Below are 17,268 nucleotides of genomic sequence, written 5' to 3'. Positions count from 1 at the left end.
GAGCCGGAATCCGCATTCAAATGTCGATGCTGGCAGTCGGGACGACCGCGCCTGTCGCGGCCCTGACCTCCACGCCGGCCAGCGTCTCCATGAGCTTCGCTACGATCACGTAGCACTCCTGCTGCCAGCCCGCGTTGTGCGCGCCTTCGTAGAGTTGTGCCGCCAGAGCACCGAACGGCATGGTCACGTGGTGGTCACGACTCAGACCTAGCGCGAGATTCATATCCTTGATCATGTAGTCGACCGAAAATACGCCCTCATAGTCGTCATGCAGGAGGTGTTTGCGAACCAGTTGGTCGAGCACGAAGCTACCTCCCGATCCCTTCGTGACGACCTGCATGAGGGTGTCGGCGGACACCCCCGCCTTGACGCCAAGAGCAAGGGCCTCGGCACAAACAGGCACCAGAACCCCGACCAGCAGGTTGTTGACTATCTTTACGATGTGGCCGCAACCAAGAGTCCCGCAATGGACGATCTCTTCGCCGATCGCGACGAGAACCGGCCTGCAGCGTTCGACATCCTTGGCTTCACCGCCAGCCATGATTGTCAACGTCCCCGCCTCGGCCGAGGGGATACCCTTGGCCACGGGAGCGTCCACCATCGCTATGTTCCGCAAGGCAAGCGTCTGCCCCAGCGACCGTGTCACCACCGGATCGCTGGTGCTCATGTCGACGAGGAGCGAGCCCGGGCGCATGCCGGCCGCCAGCCCGTCGGGCCCGACAACCACGGCCGTAACCTCCCGCGAACTCGGAAGCATCGTCAGGACGACGTCATTCGTCTCACCTAGTTCTGAAATGCTCGAGGCGACCCGCGCACCCCGGCTCCGCAACTCCTCCAGCGGTGCAGACGCCAGGTCGAAAACCGTCACGTCGAAACCAGCTTTCACGAGATTGGCTGCCATGGGAAAACCCATGCGACCCAAACCTACGAAGCCCACGTTTTTCATTGAAATGCCCTCACTAAAGCTTGATCCATCGAGGTCGGATGCCCGGTTAGAGCTAAACGACGCCCCCATTGCAATCATAAGTTACACCCGTTATGTAAGACGCTTCTCGCGAAGCCAAGAACGCAATCAAGCTGGCAACCTCCTCAGGTTCGGCAAAACGACCCATTGGAATCCTACGAAGGAGCGCATCCTGGTTGTCCTTGCCGATCTTTTCCCAAAGATTGGCTCGTATCCGTTCCGTCATCACATATCCCGGCGCGACAGCGTTGACGCGAATTCCGCTCCCAGTGAGTTCGACTGCGAGACGACGGGTGAAGCCGACCAGCCCGGCCTTGGCCGTAGCATATGCGACTCCGGATTCCGGTGTGATCCCACGGCCCGAAATGGAACTGAGATTGATGATCGCGGCGTCGGGTCGGCCGACCATGTGCGGAATCATGTCCCGGCAGCTCAGGAACACCGATTTCAGGTTGAAGCCGATCATCCCGTCCCACTGCGTTTCGGTCATTTCGACCAGTGGCATGTCAGGCCGTGTGAGACCCGTGCTTCCTCCTACACAGTTCACCAGGATATCGGGAGAGCCAAGTTTCAGCGCCCTCTCGAGAACCGTCTCGCGTCCCTCCAGGGACAGGATGTCGGCCCGTACCGGGTGCAGCGTTTCCCCGATTTCTTCGGCAAGCTCGGTAAGCACATCCGCATGAACGTCAACGGCAACCACTTGCGCGCCGTGTGCGGCCATCCGCATCGCGGTCGCGCGACCGATGCCGTTTCCCGCGCCGATGATTACCGCAAGCCTGCCGGCGAGCCGCCGCTCTGCATGGACCTGATCAGACATGGATACCAAGCAGCCTGTTCTGCTGTTCGGCATCGTCGGCGAGATCGACCGCCGACCCTTCGTGGACTACTTTGCCGTTGTTTAGGACGTAGACGCGATCAACGAGCCGCAGGGCGATGCTCGCCGTCTGCTCGATCAGGAGCACCGTAAGGTTTTCCTCTCTAAGCCGTTCGATCGCATCCGCGACGAGATCGGCCATCACCGGGGCGAGACCTTCGAGAGGCTCGTCGAGGATCAGAAGATCCAGACGTCCCATCAGCGCACGTGAGATCGCGAGCAGTTGCTGCTCCCCACCGCTCAGGAAACGGCCTTTCTGATGACGCCGCTCGTTGAGGCGGGGGAATATCTCGAACACCTTGTCTTCGTTCCAGCGCCCGGGACGTCCTGGCACTTGCGCGACGCGCAGATTCTCGAGCACCGTAAGGTTCGGGAATATCCGCCGCCCCTGCGGAACGATGCCTATTCCCAGACGATTGATTCGGTCTGTCCTCAGCTTGGTGACATCCTGCCCGGCGAATTCCACCTTCCCGCTGTCCGCGGGAAGAGTTCCCATAACGGTCATCACCGTTGTTGTCTTGCCCACGCCGTTGCGCCCGAGCAGGCCGACGATTTCCCCCCGGCGGATCTTCAACGATACGCCGTGGAGAACCCTGCTTTTGCCGTAGCTTGCATGGAGGTCTTCCACGGAGAGAATGGTCTCGGCGGAGGACGACACCTCAGGGCGTACGGGCGCGCGTCGCTCCGAGTGAGCCGTGCCCAGATAGACACGCTTCACCTCGGGATCGATGGAGACGAGTTCAGGAGAACCATTCGCCACCAGATGCCCCTGGTTCAAAACCGCGACCGTATCCGAAATCGCCAGAACGCGGTCGATATCGTGTTCGACCAGCACCACTGTGCGCTCGCTCGCAAGCTCCTGGATCAGTGATGTCACGACCACACGCTCTGCTTCTGCAAGACCCGCCAGCGGCTCATCGAGTAGCAGCACCTTCGGATTGACCGCCAGGGTAATAGCTATTTCAACGAGCCGCTGATCGCCGTAAGGCAGTTGCTCGGCGATAATTCCGGCCTTGGACGACAGGCCCAGACGGTCCAGTATAGCCCAAGTGCGCCCGTTCACTTCGTCGAAACGGCTCGCAAATCTGAACAAGGTCGGGCCTGCGCCAAGTTGCGATTGTACGGCCAGACGAACATTTTCAAATACCGTCAACCCCCGGAACACGCTGACTATCTGGAAGGAGCGCGCAAGGCCCGCTCGGGCTCTTTCGTAATCCTTCATGGTCTCGATACGGAGGCCTCCCATCCGGATCTGCCCAGCGTCGAGCGGAAGAACCCCGGTCAGAAGATTGAACAGCGTCGTCTTGCCGGCTCCGTTGGGGCCAATGATGCTGTTGAGCAGATGCTTTTCAGCTTTCAGGCTCAGGTTTCTAGCGACAACAACCTCACCGAAACGTTTTGAAACACCCTCGATCTCTAAGATTTCCGGCTCGCTCGGCGGGTCGACGATCTGCCGGGTAGGACGCGGATAAGGCGAATCCGCCGGGCGCATGGGGTTCAGCCTGCCGAGGGTGAAGGTGCGGACGAGCGGCCGGTAGAGACTGGCGACACCTTCCGGCAAGAAGATCAGGCTTGCTATGAAGATGAGGCCGAGAACGATCATCCAATGCTGCGTCAAAGAACTAAGATAGTGCTGCAGGAACACATAGATGGCGGCGCCAACGATCGGGCCCAGGAAGTAACGTGTGCCGCCAAGCACCACCATCACGACGACGACGCCTGCGGACTTCCAGTCGAATATCTGGGCATAGGTCGAGTGGAAGAGCAGTCCCTGAAGTCCCCCGGCTATGCTGGCCAGCGCCGCGGAGATCGCAAATGCCGCCAGCTTATATGCCGACGTGTTGCAGCCCAGCATGCGCATGCGCTTCTCATTCTCGCGGATACCCTGCAGGGTCTTCCCGAATGGCGTACCCAGCAGCATCCATACTGCGGCAATGCCGGCAAAGGATACGATGCTGGTGAATATGTAGAATGCGCCGGGAGATTCTATCGACCATGCGAACGGGCCGATTGCCATACGCCTGATACCCTGCAGACCCATCTCGCCACCGGTGAAATCCGTCCAGCGGAAGATGATAGTGAACATCATCTGGGTGAACGCGAGCGTGAGCAGCGCGAAATAAAATCCCTTCCGCCTGATGATCAGTGCGCCCAGCAACAATGCGGCGGCAGCTCCCAGGAAGAGCGCGGCGATCAGTGCGACGCTGGTCGACTGGATCAGATGCAGCTGGATCAGACCGGTGGCATAGGCGCCGATTCCGAAAAACAGCGAGTGGCCGAAGGAAACCACGCCAGTATAGCCCAAGAGCAGGTTGAATGCCGTGGCATAGAGCGCGAGATGGACGATCTCAGTCGCGATGTTGGTTCCAACCGAACGGGTCAGGAACGGCAGCGCCATGAACAAGGCGGCTACCAGTAAAAGCGGGTGTAGTCCCAAGCGATGGAAAGCCCGCGAGGAAGCATTCTCGGTGGTCATGGTCAAGTCGTTCACTTCCTGCCTCATTCGAATTTTTCCCACTCTTCTCCCAGCAGCCCGCGAGGACGGAGCAGAAGGATAATGGCCATGATCGCGTACATGGCCGCCTCGGAAGCGGGTGGAAAGAACATGATGCTTAAGCTGACGACCTCGCCGATCAGGATCCCGCCCACGATCGCGCCGCGAATACTCCCCAGCCCCCCGATCGTGACAACCACGAAGGCCGGCATCACGGCACTGGTGCCGAGCCCCGGATGCAGCCCCCACAAGGGTGCAGCCATGGCGCCGGCCACTGCGGCCAACGCCGCCCCCGTCCCGAACACTAGTGTGAACGTGCGTCTGATATTAACTCCAAGCATCTGCGCCATGATCGGATCCCGGCTTCCCGCTCGAACGACCATGCCGAGTCTGGTCCGCTCCAGGCCAAGCCATAGTGCTAACAAAAGCACCGTCGATACGGCTAAAACGACAAGCCGGTACTTGGTTTGGATGATCGGGCCATAGACGACAAGGCCACTGAGGCCTTCAGGGACGTTGAAAGTCAGTGCAGCCGGTCCCCATACGGCGCGGACGATTTCCTCCAGCATGAGTGCAAGCGCGAAAGTCATGAGGAAACCGTCGAGTGGATCTCGGTCGTAGAGCTGTCTCAGCAGGCTATATTCGACAGCCATGCCGAACAACGCCGACAGCAACGCCGAAGCAGCGATAGCAGGCCAGAAACCAATTATCGAATACAAAGTGTATGCAAGATACGCCCCGAGGGTGAATAACACCCCGTGGGCGAAGTTGATAAGGCCAACCATGCCAAAGATCAGCGAAAGACCCACCGCGAGCATCACGTAGAGAATTCCGAGCACAAGCCCGTTGATGAGCTGAGCCAGCAAGGCTTCCATCTGCCACTCCTGAAGACGTACTTAGATCGTCGTGCGTCCTCCCGGACGCACGAAGGGCGATCTAACACTTTGATTATGCATCGGAATAGCCTGAAACCCAGATATCACTTTCAGTCCGATGCCCTAGAGAGTTACTCTTGCCCGCGGTGGATGCTGACTGCCCGGCTTACTGGGCAGCCGCAGCAAAATTGCAGCCAACCATCGCTTCGTCGCCAAAGATCGAGTCCAGCGGCGCATCGGTTGCAGGGGATTCGAAAGCGATCTCACCCCAATCCCATTTATCGTCAGGATTGGCACCCGGGTTGGCCTTGACCACATAGATACTCTGCATCAATTGGTGGTCGAAAGGACGATACCAAGCGGGTCGACCCTTGTCGGCATCGATCTCGAGACCTTCAAGTGCGCCGACGATGGCGTCATATTCAGTGGAACCCGCCTTGTTTATGGCAGCAATAAGCGATTTGACGGCTGTATAATCCTGCCAAGCCTGATTGTCGGGCGCAGCACCGAATCGGGCCTGATAGCGTTCGACGAACGCCGCCGCCGCAGGTGCCCTGTGATAGAAGGAAACGGGATAGATGCCCGTGGTTGAATCGCCAACCTGCCAGGCGACGGCGACATCCATCACGCCACTGCTAAGCGTAACTGTGTCGCTCAGCCCAAAGTCGCTGAACTGCTTCATCAGCGCAGCCGCGTCGTTTCCGCCGAGCATAAAAAACAGCACATCCGGATTCGCACTCCGCACTTTTAGTAGATAGGAACTGAAATCTTGCGTCCCTACGGGAACATAGTCGGTTCCGACGATCTCACCCTGGTTGGCATTGAGAATCTCCGAGGCGAACTGCACGCCTTCATGACCCCAAGAGTAGTCGTAGGCGATGAAGTACCACTTTTTGCCAGCGTTCTCCAGGACGTACGGCACAACCGCGTTAACCATTGGACGGGTAGGCGGCTTGACGCGGAAAGTCGAACGCCTGCACTTGCTGCCGGTAAGTTCACTGGCGCTGGGGCCCGCAAGAATCAAAGGTATCCGGGCTTCGTCGGCAACGTTTGATACCGCCGCACCGACCGAGCTTCCGACCATTCCCTCGATTGCCACTACCTTGTCGACATCAATCAGCTTGCGCGCCTTCTGCGCGCCAACTCGGGCATCACTCTGGTCATCTTCCACGACCAGTTCGACGGACCGGCCGAGTGCGGTCGCCCCTTCCACGGCGAGTTGAGCGCCATTTACACCAAACGGCCCGATCGGTGCAAACGCTCCGCTTAGGGACTGGAGTACACCAATTTTAACAGGTTCGCTTTCTTGCGCCAAGGCATGTGGCCCGCTCGCCACAGTGCCTGTTAGTACGATTGCCATGACCGCGAGCGCTCGCGCGGCCCAGCCTACAGATTCAACATTGGACACGGTTAGTTCCTCCCATATGTCCCAAATCGGGTTGCATTTCATATTTGATCATATATCAATTAAATGTCAAGCGTCCAAATCAAGCACTGCGAACCGGCACTCAACGAGGTTAGCGACCTGTGCTAATGTGCCCGCAAGAGGAGAGACCGATGTTCCGGCGGCTGCTGACTGCAAAATAATAACAATCGAACTATGAGAAAAGGTACTCAGTATTATGGAAAAATCTGAAAGAGATATTCCGGATATCTCTACTAAATCGCGCAGTATTCCTTCTTTTACTCTACCAAGAAGAAAGTTGCCAGATCATGTATATCACGAACTATGCAATCTAATATTGAACGGGGAGATCCAATCGGGTCAGCGTATTACTATAGCCGAGCTTTCGGACGCTTTCGGGGTCAGTGCGATGCCGGTGCGCGAAGCCTTGCAGAAGTTGGCGGCCAAGAACATCCTGACCGTGATTTCCGGTCGGACGATCGGGATCCCCTCCCTGACACTCGAACGCTTCCGTGACCTCACGCGCGTCAGGCTTGAAATCGAGGGTGCTGCTGCGGAATGGGCGACCGAGAGAGCCTCCGCAGCCCTGGTGGACGAGATGAGGGCGCACTTCGAGGCCACGTCTGCCGCGATCGGGAAACCGGATCCGAAGGAGTACCTTCGATACAACCGGAATTTTCACTTCGCCCTCTACTGGAATTCAGGGTCAGACACCGCTTGCGGGATCATTGAGGACTTGTGGTTGCAGGTGTCTCCCTATCTCCACCACCTGCAACCCGCGGGCAATTTCACGGAGGGTAACCGCACACATTCCGAGATCGTGGAGGCTCTGGCAGCAGGCGACGCGAAAGCGGTCAGAGCGGAAATCTGCTACGATATCTCGCGGGCAAGCGAAGTTCTCCAAGCGCAACTGAAATAACGAAGGGGCTGCTGGGTGCAGGGCGCATCCGACACTAGATCACCGACTCATATGTTCTCAACCAGATACGGATTGAAGCGAGTTGGATGGATGATGCTGGATCAAGACCGCTGTTCTTGGCGGCTGGGCGATGCGATCTCCGCTCCGCTCATTGCATGTGGCTTCGACTTGACCCCTAGGTCCGTCGCCCACCGACAATGGTGAAAGCCCATATGGTTCACACAAACTCCTCGGATGCTACAAGGTTCGCCAGCTTCGAGCCCAGAACTCCGTCAACATCGGCAAGATCCAGAACGATATTCATGTGGTTAAGTGTAGGCACCTCCAGCAATTCCGATGGGTGGCCTTGGGTTACAAGCTTTTCATGAAGCGAGACTGCTTGGTGATGAAAAGGCGGCGTTTCACCACCACCATAGGCAACGATTCGATTCGGCCCCACATTTTGCAGCGAAGATAGCGGTGACCAGGCTGTCGCCTCGCTCTTTGTCATTTCGGTTTCGTATTTAAGGTAACTGTCGGGTATCTCCGACAATTCATAAATGCCACTTACAAGCAACAGGCCATTTATTTCCGGCAAGGCAGGTTGCTTGGTTTCCTGCGGGCCCTTCGCCGCAAGGTAGGACGCAAGATGCGCGCCGGCAGAATGGCCGCTGACAGTGATACGTTGGGGGTCGACTCCAAAATGCTCTGCATGGTGCTGAAGCCAGAGCACCGAACGCCGCACTTGAGCCACCAGCCCCCCCAAGCGCTGGCCGGGCATCAGGTCATATTCCACCAGCGCGGCTATACCGCCTGCCGCAAGCACCGGCGCAGCCACGATGCGATAATCGGCCTTTTCGCCCGAACGCCAGTAGCCACCGTGCACGAAGATGTGCAGGGGCGCGCCGGCCAGTGGCGTTTCAGGAAACACAATGTCCAGCACTTCGCGCGGGGTCGAGCCGTAGGCGATATCCGTTTGCATTGTGATACGAGCCGACAACGCCCGGCTGCGCGCCGCGATCTCGGATGCGATTGCGTCAAAATCTAGAACGAAATCGCGAATGCGATACTGATCCTTGCCGGTCATGGTTTTCCCCCAAATTCGATCCGTGAGCTAAACTTGGTCGTAGCGACGAATTAACGGTTATCAGCGTTGGTGTCCGAAATCGTTCCTGAACAGGAGAAAAGCGCGCCAGCGAGGTGTAAGCTACGGGTGCTTTTGGGACATCCTGTTTTCGAGTTATAGCTTTTCTCTGAGTGCTTCGTAAGGTGTCTTTTCGCTGTGCGCGCCGTGCGGTTTGTGGAAGTTGTAGAAGCGCTCCCATTCGTCCACTTTGCCGTTCAGCTGGGGTGTGCCACACTTGATGTAGGCGTGCCGGATGCCAATATCTTCGATGTGCCAATGGAACTTGGCTTGGAACTCATGACCGTATCACCTACGGAAGGAATGAGCGGAGGCAGTCGAGCAGCGGTGCGCGCAGCTTTTCGCTGCAGGCACGCACCGCTCGAGGCGGCCATGGCCAGTCAGAGTTTCTCTAGAATGTGAATGTCACAACCCATTCCGGAGATACCAACCATGACCATTGCAAATTCTATACCCACCGATGCCGTGCTGGTTGCCATCGACATTGCCAAGATTCGCAATGAAGTTCTGATCGAAGCACCTGGCAACAGACGCTGCCGCCGGCTGCAGGTCCTTAGCAATAGTGCCGAACTTGATCGGTAGATCGAGGTGCTGCTGGCGTACGGCCGACCTGTGGTCTGCGGCTTTGAGACGACTAGCAATTATCACAGACCCATCGCGTGGCGCCTAGCTGACGCGGGCTTCGAGCAGTGTCACTCCAAGGTCATCCTCCAAATTGTCCGGCGTTTGTCCTGGTGGAAATGTCGATTTATGCTGCCAAATCAGCATGATAAAGCCAGTTCGACGGCGGGTTTAAGTTTCGTGGAAATTCACACGCAGGGTGAGGCAGTGAGGCAGCGAGGCCGGGCGTCAACCCGGCCTTTTGCATTTTTCGTCATCCTGTGCAGAGATTGTCAGATGATCCTGACGATCAACAACGCGAGCGATCTCGAAGATCATTTAGAACACATGGATGACGTGACCAATCGCGCATTATCCGCTTTGCCGTCTCTTGGCGATTCACGTGACATTCTGCGTGCCATGAAATTCGAGAAAATTGGGTTCCATCCTATTGATGGACGGCCACTGAATTTAATCGAGCAAATCAACCAGACCTATACATTCATGGTCGCGTTCAAAGCGACACAATGGCTCTTGAAACAGCACCCGGAAGCAGAGGGGTTCAAGCTTGCGCCGGGAGCCACCATGGCTATGCCTCTCGACATTATGAGTAATGTGACTGATCTCGTGGGAGCTGAAACGTTTGCAGCCACACACCCCAATAGCAACCGAAAACTGGCGAAAGACCTAGCCAAGCTGAAAAATTCAAACGCCCGATTTCGATACGCGTTTTTCTACGCACCAAACTTCCCCTATGGCCGGATGGAGAGTCTGGAGCGTGAAACCGGCATCGAGGTTCATTGCGTCGAGATCTGATGACGGACACGGCGGAGAAGGCGGCCTGTAGATTTGCCATTGCTCTCGGGACATTCCCCTAGCCTCCCAGAATTGGGAAGAAGGAGATGTTTATGACCTGTGACCAAATGCTCGAGCTTATGGCACATGATCTGGAGAACCATACAATGACAAAAATGACTGCGTCAGGTCCAAGCTGGAAACTCGGCATATACGGCGACGATGGTGCCCTGACCGAAAAGCAAATCGAGACGCTCGTTATTCGGTTTAAACTCGACCGAGCACAATTGGGAACCCTCTCGGTTAGATTGGGCAAACTTCTCAATCCGGCCTTTCGCGCAATCGGTCTGGATGAATCAATGCGGATGATTACAAAGGGCCCAAAGGAACTGCAAAAAGCGCTGACAAAGCTACACAGCGCTAAACAATCTTTGGCGAAGGCTTTGGAGCATTTCGATAAAATCACGATGATCGACCCGTGTGGGCGCACGGGTACAGAGAACCCCTATTTCGTTTTTTGCGGGGATCTTCGCAACGCCTACGGTGATATCAATAGAATCCATAAGCTTTTTCACAAGAACGCAGAGCAGCGCACCACCGTGTTCAACGACACCCCGGACCATAGGATGCTGCGTGACGTACATCGCGGGTTAATCTGCCACGCGCTCTTTGGTTTCTGGAACAAGGCTGGAAAAAGCTCACATTCACGACCGATCCCGTGACCAGCGAGCGGCAAGGCATGCTGTTTGAATTCGTGAATGCCGTTACTGAGTACCTGACTGATCCAGCCACAGCTCTCAACGGCCACACGATCTACCACGAACTCCGAGCATTCAAGCGTACTGCGAAGCGCGATCATCGCCCAGACAGCAAGGTGAGTACGGCATAAGTGGACTGATCGAAACGAATTTGTTCAATCATTCCACTTAGACCCAATCGGGCGTTAGCGTCATGGTCATGCCATGACAACCGGCACCACCATTCCCAACAAGACAACACCGAAACTGGACCATGCCGATCAATCGGTGCGGCTCTTGATCCGTCTGCTCGCTGTGCAGACGGTGCGGGAATTGAATGACGCCCATAACGCCGAAGGGGACTACCATCATGGTCAAGATGCAACAAAAAAAGACTGACAGGCCCAGAACGCTGCTGACCGTCCACGAGGTTGCGGAACTCGATGGTTGTTCGGAAAAGACCGTGCGTCGTGCCATCACCGCCGGCCAGCTCGAGTCCATCAGAATCGGCCCCGGAGGGCGGCTTGTTCGCATCGATCCTGCCGCCCACGCAATCTACCGCGTCGGCACGCGCCTCTAATCTCCAAAGTCCACGAATGTACAATAATGTCAATATCTTAGATGGAATTCGGGAAGAGGTGTCGTACGATAGATATCAACTATTCATGCTATTGTTTTCCCGAATGTCCACCCTTGACCTTTGGCGTCATCTCGAGATCACGCCTGACCAGAACGAGAGGTTCCCGATGACCAAACACGAGAATATTAGGATCGAAATGGCGTTCGTGCCGCCAGACACGCCGATGTTCGGTAATCTGATAGATCGCCTTGTTGACGACGAGAGTCTAAAGGAGACACGTCGCCGCGACATGATATCTGGCTTGCGTCGTGTCGCAAAGTCCTTGGCCTGCCTCCATCCGACGTACCGTGTCATGGACGCTGGCTGCAACCCCGTCTGTCAAAAATCAGCCCCGCGCGGTATGGAGTGGCAACCAAAACTTGGCAGAATGCCCTGAGCGATACACGAGCAGCCATGGCACATTTCGGCTTGTTGGAACGTCGTTCCAACAAGATCGCTGATCTTTCACCTGAGTGGGTTACGTTATGGACTACTGTCCTCGCCTCTAAAGACAGGACACTCGAGCCAGCTCTTTGCCGTTTCGTATATTTCCTGAGCCGACACCGCATTTGCCCACACGAGGTCAATGAAGATCATGCGCTCACCTACCGCCATGCCCTAAAACACAATGAAATCAGCAAATCACCGGAAGTTGCCTATCGTGCCGCCGTGAATGGATGGAACCTTGCCGTGCGTCGAGTTCCGACATGGCCTCGCCAAAGCCTTCCCTCACATCGCGCAAGAAGATCATCACAATAAATGAGGAACAGCTGCCTGAGAGTTTCCGGCGCGAAGTTTCCGAAGTGTTGAAAAAGTACTCAGCCCCCGATCCGCTCGATGACAACTCCCTCACGAAGCCACTAAAGCCTGTGACTGTCTCGCAATATCGTCGCTACATGTTCCGGTTTGCATCGGAACTCGTACATTCAGGGGTGACCTCGGACGAGGTAACCAGCCTCCGTGTCATTCTCGACCCTGTCATGGTTGAGCGCGGCCTGCGCCATATGTTGTCGCGCACCGATAACAAGACCACGAACATGATAAGTGAGGTTGCACAATTTCTGCGCGGACTCGGCAAGGTCATTGGCATTCAGCCGGAGGCACAGGCACAAGTTGCGAAGTTGGCCAGCAGGGTGACAGTCGAACGGCAGCGGGGTATCACGCGAAAGAACCGCGACCGTCTGAGAATATTGCAAGAGGAGAAGCATCAACAACGCCTCTTGTTTCTTCCGGAACGGATATTCGCCCGTGCGCACGGCAAGACTCAAAACTTCACGATGGCGCTTGCCCAAGAGGATGCGTTGGCCATCGCCATCCTTCTGGTTTGCCCTGTCCGCGTGAAGAATCTCGCACAGATCCATCTGGAGCGAAATCTTCAACGGCCAGGTGACGGGAATGTGTACCTCGTTTTGACCGAAGACGAGGTCAAGAATGAGCGTCCGCTGGAATTCGAATTGCCAAAATATCTGATTCGAATGATCGATAGACATCTCGCCACTCGCGCGCCAGAGCTGTGCCCCGCCGGGACACCTTGGCTCTTTCCGCGACGGGACGGACTTGGTGCAATTATTAGCGGGCAACTGGCTAATCGTATTTCGACGCGCGTCAAACGAGAAACCGGTCTTGAAATGAACATTCATCTCTTTCGTCATTTCGCGGTGATGAACTGGCTCGACGCCAATCCTGGCGGCTATGAAGTCGCCCGGCGCTTGCTTGGCCATTCGGAACTAAGCAGCACCATCAATATGTATTCCGGTCTGGAAGTTAAGGCAGCGACTAGGGCATTCGCAGATCTCATAGAAGCCAAGAAAGGCCGGCGCAAATGAGTCTCGTTCTGGCTGTGAAGGATTGGCCGATACAAGACCGTGCCATGTGGGACGCCCTGCAAATACGAGCTGGTCCACTTGATTCCAATGGCGCGCTCTCCCACCTCCGCGCCACATCACTCAAAATACTTGAGTGCAGCTATAGTCGTTGGTTGTGCTGGCTGTCGGTCAACGCGCCCGACACGATGGCAATGCCGCCCGCAGAGCGGGCAAGTATGTTTCACCTGAAAGCTTGGCTCACAGACCTCGCACACACAAAGCCGATGACCCAATTGATGTTCGTCGACGGTGTTCTGCGTACTCTACGGGCTGAGGCATCCGATTTCGATTGGCACGAACAAAAGCGCCTCCTCGCATCCTTGAAGAGTGCGGCCGAACGAGGCGATCCGAACCGGAAACTCGGGCGGGTTCTCTCGAGCGACGTGTTGCTAAATGCCGGCTTGTTGTATTCTGGACAGCATGCGGCCACAGCGACCACCCCCTTGAGGCCATGAAACGACAGCGCGATGGCACAATGATCGCCATGCTGGCACTCATGCCGATGCGTCGACGCTCCTTCAACGGCCTTCGCATCGGCGTCTCAGTTCACGTGAGCGAGGACAAGATTCTCATTTCCCTTCTCGAAGAAATGACAAAAACCGGTGTGCCGTGGGAAGCACCGATTCCACATCAGATCGAACCGCTGCTTCGCCGCTATCTGAACGAGGTCCGCCCTTGGCTCATGGCCCGTGGCAACCAGCAACACGATTATCTATGGGTTGGCAAAAAAGGAGAACAACTTGGCGACGACTACGTTGGAATGAGGATTGGGGATCTCACGCTCAAGCTTACTGGAAAGCGCATACCGCCGCATTTTTTCGTGATGCAGCCGCAACGACCTTGGCCCGCCTATCTCCACAAAGCGCGCGACTGATCCGCCCAATTCTGGCACATTCCGGATTCGGTACTGCCGAACGTCACTACATCCACGCCCAGATGATCGACGCTGGCCGCGACTATGCAGCGCTAATCAGTAGATTGAAGAGGAAGTAACGATGACCCGCGTCGCTATCTATGCCCGGTTTTCTAGCCAGATGCAGCGGGAGACGTCGATCGAGGACCAAGTGCGCGTTTGCGAGGAGCGGGCAGAGCACGATCACTGGCCCGTCGCAGGCATATTCTCGGACATGGCAATTTCTGGAGCAAGCCTGCATCGGCCCGGCTTGCAGAGCCTGATTGATGGTGCAAGTCGCGGCGACTTCGACATTGTCCTTGCCGAAGCTCTTGACAGGTTGAGCCGAGATCAGGCGGACGTGGCCACCCTATTCAAGCGGCTCAGCTTCCATGGGATCCGGATCGTCACACTCTCGGAAGGCGATGTTTCGGAACTCCACGTCGGGCTTAAGGGCACAATGAACCAGTTGTTCCTCAAGGACCTCGCTGCGAAGACCCATCGCGGCCTTCGCGGACGTGTAGAGGCCGGCCTATCCGGTGGCGGTAACAGTTATGGCTACGATGTGGTTCGCAGGCTTGGCTCGGACGGACAACCCGTCACCGGAGAGAGGCAGATCAATGAGAATGAGGCAGCCATCATCCGCCGGATTTTTGAGGAATTCAGTGACGGGCATTCACCAAAATCCATAGCAAAACAGTTGAACCTAGAAGGCGTCTTGGGTCCACGCGGCAAGTTGTGGCGGGACACCGCAATCCGTGGCCACCGCGCTCGGGGCACAGGGCTTCTCAACAATGAGCTATATATCGGCAGGCTCGTCTGGAATCGCCTCCACTATATCAAGGATCCTGATACCGGAAAACGCGTGTCACGCCTCAATGACCGTAGAAATTGGATCGTAACCGAAGTACCCGAGCTACGAATTGTTGAGAATATCCTCTGGGAGCGCGCCAAGGATCGCCAAGGTGAGATCGACGCGGACCCCCGCGTGATGGCCATCAAGGCGACCCGATTCTGGGAGCAGCGCCGTCAGATCCATCTACTCACTGGACTTCTTCGCTGTGGTTGTTGCGGTGGCGGGTTCGCCGCAATTGGGCGTGACTACCTTGCCTGCTCGGCCGCGCGGAAGATGGGCACCTGTAATCAAAGACGCTCATTCAGGAGGCCAGAGTTGGAAGAATTCATTCTCGAACTTCTGCGCAAGCGGCTAATGCAGCCGGAGGCAGTCGCAGAATTCATTTCCGCCTGTGCCAAAGAGGCAAACGCCGACCGTGCAGAGGATAATGCCGAGAGGCAACGATTTGAGGCAGAAGGCGCACAGATCACTCGTCGCCTTGATGGCCTGTATGACGCTATAGCTGACGGACTCCGTACTTCCGGCCTCAAGGAAAGGCTGGAGAAATTGGAAGAACGTCGTGCAGAGCTCGAGGTGCGGCTCTCAAAGCCCCCACCTTCGCCAATCCGTTTTCATCCAAACCTAGGTGAGATCTATCGTAGAAAGGTCGGCGCGTTGGCAGAAACGCTAACCGATCCGGGAATTCGTACTGCTGCGTTGGAGATCATTCGCAGTCTCATTTCATCAGTGACAATCCACGACGTCAATGGCGACATAACCGTGGAGCTCGAAGGCGCTATCACGGCAATGATCAGCCTGGCAGAGCCAGAAGCCAATCTCAATGATTGTTCGGTAAAAATGGTTGCGGGGACAGGATTTGAACCTGTGACCTTCAGGTTATGAGCCTGACGAGCTACCGGGCTGCTCCACCCCGCGCCACCAAATATGCAGGTATTCGCCCGCATAATTCACATGACCACCAAATAAAAAGGCCGCTTTCGCGGCCCGAAATCCCGTTTGGCGGGCCATATTGTAAAGAGAAGATTGAAAATGTGCGCTTGGCAGACCTGGCAGCGACTTACTCTCCCGCGTCTTAAGACGAAGTACCATCAGCGCTGGAACGTTTCACGGCCGAGTTCGGAATGGGATCGGGTGCAGCCGCTCCGCCATAACCACCAGGTCGGCAAAACGCACATTTTTCGAGAAGCTGTTCGTTTGTGCAACACATCGCCGCAGCGATGAGCATAAGGAATGAGAACGATCAAGCCGATCGAACTATTAGTACCGGTAAGCTTCAAGCGTTGCCGCTCTTCCACACCCGGCCTATCAACGTGGTCGTCTTCCACGGTTCTCAGGGAATACTCGTTTTAAGGTGGGTTTCCCGCTTAGATGCCTTCAGCGGTTATCCCGTCCGGATATAGCTACCCTGCAATGCGGCTGGCGCCACAACAGGTCCACCAGAGATCCGTCCATCCCGGTCCTCTCGTACTAGGGACAGATCCTTTCAATATTCCTACACCCACGGCAGATAGGGACCGAACTGTCTCACGACGTTCTGAACCCAACTCACGTACCGCTTTAAATGGCGAACAGCCATACCCTTGGGACCTGCTCCAGCCCCAGGATGCGATGAGTCGACATCGAGGTGCCAAACAACCCCGTCGATATGGACTCTTGGGGGTCATCAGCCTGTTATCCCCGGCGTACCTTTTATCCGTTGAGCGATGGCCCTTCCACACGGGACCACCGGATCACTATGACCGACTTTCGTCTCTGCTCGACTTGTCAGTCTCGCAGTCAGGCAGGCTTATGCCATTGCACTCAGCGAACGATTTCCGACCGTTCTGAGCCCACCATCGCGCGCCTCCGTTACTCTTTAGGAGGCGACCGCCCCAGTCAAACTACCCACCATACATTGTCCCGGACCCGGATAACGGGCCGCGGTTAGACATCCATAGTAATAAGGGTGGTATTTCAAGGATGGCTCCACCAAGGCTGGCGCCCTGGCTTCAAAGCCTACCACCTATCCTACACATGCCACAACGAATGCCAATGTAAAGCTATAGTAAAGGTGCACGGGGTCTTTCCGTCTAACCGCAGGAACCCCGCATCTTCACGGGGAATTCAATTTCACTGAGTCTATGCTGGAGACAGCGGGGAAGTCGTTACGCCATTCGTGCAGGTCGGAACTTACCCGACAAGGAATTTCGCTACCTTAGGACCGTTATAGTTACGGCCGCCGTTTACTGGGGCTTCGATTCAAAGCTTGCA

General features: G+C 56.2%; 14 protein-coding genes, 1 tRNA gene, 2 rRNA genes and 2 pseudogenes (1 of these 19 running past the window's edge). 9 read left to right on the top strand and 10 right to left on the bottom strand.

Annotation, left to right across the window (positions count from 1 at the left end):
• Positions 1–16 precede the first annotated feature (16 nt).
• The 5 genes from AC0L7S_RS10125 to AC0L7S_RS10105 all read right to left on the bottom strand — a co-directional run bounded on the left by AC0L7S_RS10125 (position 17) and on the right by AC0L7S_RS10105 (position 6,615).
• A complete protein-coding gene (locus AC0L7S_RS10125; RefSeq protein ID WP_473474254.1) occupies positions 17–1,015 on the bottom strand; it encodes an NAD(P)-dependent oxidoreductase in 999 nt (332 codons plus the stop codon).
• A complete protein-coding gene (locus AC0L7S_RS10120) occupies positions 999–1,781 on the bottom strand; it encodes an SDR family NAD(P)-dependent oxidoreductase (protein WP_473470734.1) in 783 nt (260 codons plus the stop codon). The genes AC0L7S_RS10125 and AC0L7S_RS10120 overlap by 17 nt, the downstream gene beginning before the upstream one ends.
• On the bottom strand, positions 1,774–4,314 hold the full coding sequence (locus AC0L7S_RS10115) for a branched-chain amino acid ABC transporter ATP-binding protein/permease (RefSeq protein WP_473474253.1): 2,541 nt from the start codon (positions 4,312–4,314) through the stop codon (positions 1,774–1,776). The genes AC0L7S_RS10120 and AC0L7S_RS10115 overlap by 8 nt, the downstream gene beginning before the upstream one ends.
• A gap of 23 nt (positions 4,315–4,337) precedes the next feature.
• Positions 4,338–5,207 carry a branched-chain amino acid ABC transporter permease gene (locus tag AC0L7S_RS10110; protein WP_473470733.1) on the bottom strand — a complete coding sequence of 290 codons (870 nt, stop codon included), beginning with the start codon at positions 5,205–5,207 and terminating at the stop codon, positions 4,338–4,340.
• A 166-nt stretch (positions 5,208–5,373) separates the two neighbouring features.
• Entirely contained in the window at positions 5,374–6,615 is a 1,242-nt protein-coding gene (locus tag AC0L7S_RS10105; RefSeq protein WP_473470731.1) for an ABC transporter substrate-binding protein, read from the bottom strand.
• A 214-nt stretch (positions 6,616–6,829) separates the two neighbouring features.
• Between AC0L7S_RS10105 and AC0L7S_RS10100 the strand changes: the two genes are divergently transcribed.
• Positions 6,830–7,531 carry a GntR family transcriptional regulator gene (locus AC0L7S_RS10100; RefSeq protein ID WP_473470730.1) on the top strand — a complete coding sequence of 234 codons (702 nt, stop codon included), beginning with the start codon at positions 6,830–6,832 and terminating at the stop codon, positions 7,529–7,531.
• A gap of 217 nt (positions 7,532–7,748) precedes the next feature.
• Here AC0L7S_RS10100 and AC0L7S_RS10095 read toward each other — a convergent pair whose 3' ends face one another.
• Together AC0L7S_RS10095 and AC0L7S_RS10090 are read right to left on the bottom strand one after the other, a co-directional pair.
• On the bottom strand, positions 7,749–8,597 hold the full coding sequence (locus tag AC0L7S_RS10095) for an alpha/beta hydrolase (RefSeq protein ID WP_473470729.1): 849 nt from the start codon (positions 8,595–8,597) through the stop codon (positions 7,749–7,751).
• Positions 8,598–8,750: 153 nt separating this feature from the next.
• Positions 8,751–8,939, bottom strand: a pseudogene (locus AC0L7S_RS10090) (IS481 family transposase); the annotation flags it as partial.
• Between the two features lie 147 nt (positions 8,940–9,086).
• Here AC0L7S_RS10090 and AC0L7S_RS10085 point away from each other — a divergent pair.
• The 8 genes and pseudogenes from AC0L7S_RS10085 to AC0L7S_RS10050 all read left to right on the top strand — a co-directional run.
• Positions 9,087–9,338 (top strand): annotated as a pseudogene (locus AC0L7S_RS10085) (IS110 family transposase); the annotation flags it as partial.
• A gap of 66 nt (positions 9,339–9,404) precedes the next feature.
• Complete coding sequence (locus AC0L7S_RS10080) at positions 9,405–10,070, top strand: hypothetical protein (protein WP_473474382.1); 666 nt, start codon at positions 9,405–9,407, stop codon at positions 10,068–10,070.
• 146 nt (positions 10,071–10,216) lie between these two features.
• Positions 10,217–10,771, top strand: coding sequence for a hypothetical protein (locus AC0L7S_RS10075; RefSeq protein ID WP_473470728.1), 555 nt, complete (start codon positions 10,217–10,219; stop codon positions 10,769–10,771).
• A gap of 240 nt (positions 10,772–11,011) precedes the next feature.
• On the top strand, positions 11,012–11,185 hold the full coding sequence (locus AC0L7S_RS10070; protein ID WP_473470727.1) for a hypothetical protein: 174 nt from the start codon (positions 11,012–11,014) through the stop codon (positions 11,183–11,185).
• A complete protein-coding gene (locus AC0L7S_RS10065; RefSeq protein WP_473470726.1) occupies positions 11,157–11,366 on the top strand; it encodes a helix-turn-helix domain-containing protein in 210 nt (69 codons plus the stop codon). The genes AC0L7S_RS10070 and AC0L7S_RS10065 overlap by 29 nt, the downstream gene beginning before the upstream one ends.
• Positions 11,367–12,112: 746 nt before the next feature.
• Positions 12,113–13,231, top strand: coding sequence for a hypothetical protein (locus tag AC0L7S_RS10060; RefSeq protein WP_473470725.1), 1,119 nt, complete (start codon positions 12,113–12,115; stop codon positions 13,229–13,231).
• A 514-nt stretch (positions 13,232–13,745) separates the two neighbouring features.
• The gene (locus AC0L7S_RS10055) at positions 13,746–14,144 is read left to right on the top strand and encodes a hypothetical protein (RefSeq protein ID WP_473470724.1); all 399 of its coding nucleotides are present in this window, start codon (positions 13,746–13,748) and stop codon (positions 14,142–14,144) included.
• A 121-nt stretch (positions 14,145–14,265) separates the two neighbouring features.
• Positions 14,266–15,900, top strand: coding sequence for a recombinase family protein (locus AC0L7S_RS10050; protein ID WP_473474252.1), 1,635 nt, complete (start codon positions 14,266–14,268; stop codon positions 15,898–15,900).
• Here the strand turns inward: AC0L7S_RS10050 and AC0L7S_RS10045 are convergent.
• From AC0L7S_RS10045 to AC0L7S_RS10035, 3 genes are all read right to left on the bottom strand, one after another.
• Positions 15,857–15,933 (bottom strand) — tRNA-Met (locus AC0L7S_RS10045). The two genes, AC0L7S_RS10050 and AC0L7S_RS10045, sit on opposite strands and share 44 nt — an antisense overlap.
• A 129-nt stretch (positions 15,934–16,062) precedes the next feature.
• Positions 16,063–16,177 (bottom strand): 5S ribosomal RNA (gene rrf, locus AC0L7S_RS10040).
• Positions 16,178–16,254: 77 nt separating this feature from the next.
• Positions 16,255–17,268 (bottom strand): 23S ribosomal RNA (locus tag AC0L7S_RS10035); it runs 1,782 nt beyond the window's last position.

It is taken from the genome of Mesorhizobium sp. G2-6-1 (genome assembly GCF_055809095.1).
The sequence above is the reverse complement of the archived record's forward strand: the minus strand, read 5'-3'. Positions and strand labels throughout refer to the sequence as shown.

Excerpts from the sequence above, each read along its gene's own strand:
- AC0L7S_RS10110 (WP_473470733.1), bottom strand. The coding sequence starts at position 5,207 with ATGGAAGCCTTGCTGGCTCAGCTCATCAACGGGCTTGTGCTCGGAATT.
- AC0L7S_RS10125 (WP_473474254.1), bottom strand. The coding sequence starts at position 1,015 with ATGGGGGCGTCGTTTAGCTCTAACCGGGCATCCGACCTCGATGGATCA.
- AC0L7S_RS10075 (WP_473470728.1), top strand. The coding sequence starts at position 10,217 with ATGACAAAAATGACTGCGTCAGGTCCAAGCTGGAAACTCGGCATATAC.
- AC0L7S_RS10115 (WP_473474253.1), bottom strand. The coding sequence starts at position 4,314 with ATGACCACCGAGAATGCTTCCTCGCGGGCTTTCCATCGCTTGGGACTA.
- AC0L7S_RS10060 (WP_473470725.1), top strand. The coding sequence starts at position 12,113 with ATGGCCTCGCCAAAGCCTTCCCTCACATCGCGCAAGAAGATCATCACA.
- AC0L7S_RS10065 (WP_473470726.1), top strand. The coding sequence starts at position 11,157 with ATGGTCAAGATGCAACAAAAAAAGACTGACAGGCCCAGAACGCTGCTG.
- AC0L7S_RS10055 (WP_473470724.1), top strand. The coding sequence starts at position 13,746 with ATGATCGCCATGCTGGCACTCATGCCGATGCGTCGACGCTCCTTCAAC.
- AC0L7S_RS10100 (WP_473470730.1), top strand. The coding sequence starts at position 6,830 with ATGGAAAAATCTGAAAGAGATATTCCGGATATCTCTACTAAATCGCGC.
- AC0L7S_RS10070 (WP_473470727.1), top strand. The coding sequence starts at position 11,012 with ATGACAACCGGCACCACCATTCCCAACAAGACAACACCGAAACTGGAC.
- AC0L7S_RS10050 (WP_473474252.1), top strand. The coding sequence starts at position 14,266 with ATGACCCGCGTCGCTATCTATGCCCGGTTTTCTAGCCAGATGCAGCGG.
- AC0L7S_RS10080 (WP_473474382.1), top strand. The coding sequence starts at position 9,405 with ATGCTGCCAAATCAGCATGATAAAGCCAGTTCGACGGCGGGTTTAAGT.
- AC0L7S_RS10120 (WP_473470734.1), bottom strand. The coding sequence starts at position 1,781 with ATGTCTGATCAGGTCCATGCAGAGCGGCGGCTCGCCGGCAGGCTTGCG.
- AC0L7S_RS10095 (WP_473470729.1), bottom strand. The coding sequence starts at position 8,597 with ATGACCGGCAAGGATCAGTATCGCATTCGCGATTTCGTTCTAGATTTT.